The 923-nt window shown below is 35.5% G+C and carries 1 protein-coding gene and 1 pseudogene; both read right to left on the bottom strand.

Annotated features, from left to right (window positions below; genetic code table 11):
- Positions 1-121 (bottom strand): annotated as a pseudogene (locus IDG60_RS16375) (GntR family transcriptional regulator); the annotation flags it as partial.
- A gap of 152 nt (positions 122-273) precedes the next feature.
- On the bottom strand, positions 274-923 hold a 650-nt coding region (locus IDG60_RS16380), incomplete at its 5' end, for a MerR family transcriptional regulator (RefSeq protein WP_206160932.1).

A 923-nucleotide genomic window follows, 5' to 3' on the forward strand; every position in this document is an offset into this window, starting at 1 on the left:
TTTCAGTGAGTAACGTACCTTCAGCTATGTGACCATTCACAATACCTAAGCGTAATTCTGCCGCGATACCTTCTCCAGTTGTCATACCTTCCAACCATTTCTCTGGATATCCATACATCATCAAAGCACTCCTTCATTACATGACATACTTGTATACAAGTATGTTAATATAGTTCTTAAGTGTTTGCAAGCGCTTTCTTTATGCGAACTAAAATAGTGACCACCCCTCTTCGATGTAAATTTAAAGGGAATGATCACTATCACACGAATGATTTAATTGTTATGTTGTATGTGGGATATTTCTAATTGTTCTGTACTCATATGCGCTTTAGGTACTTCAATGCAATAATGCGTTTCATGACAGTTCGGACATTCGAATCGACGTGTTGTCGCTGTATGTTTCGCTTTGATAACTGCCCACAAAGATGGTGAGAATATATGCTGGCAGTTAGGACATAAATAGGCAACCTTTTGTTGGTAATAAAAAGTAACACCAATGCCGTAACAATTCATAAATGGTAAAGCAATTAAAAACGGCCATTTGTTTTTCATCAAGATTGAACTCATAATGCTAGAATATTGAATTATTCCTATAATACCAGCACTAATCCAAATGTTACGACGAATACTTTTCATTTCAGCTGATTTACTCATGACATGCTCTATGTCTTTTAAGTGTGTGATTGGAGACGTCGACGCTTCATTTACGTAATATTGAACATTTTTAATTTTGTTTAATACCGCTTGTTGCTGTTTGACTTGTTGGTTAATTTCTTGTTGTTTCATGGTTAGTAAGGTATTGAGTGTCTTCAAAGTACCTTCACCTTTTAGCAACATATCTATATCGCTTAACGCACAACCTAAATCTTTAAGCAATAAGATTAACTCTAATGTTTGTCGCTGTTGTTCTGTATACACACGAC

It is taken from the genome of Staphylococcus sp. EG-SA-2 (assembly GCF_017152085.1).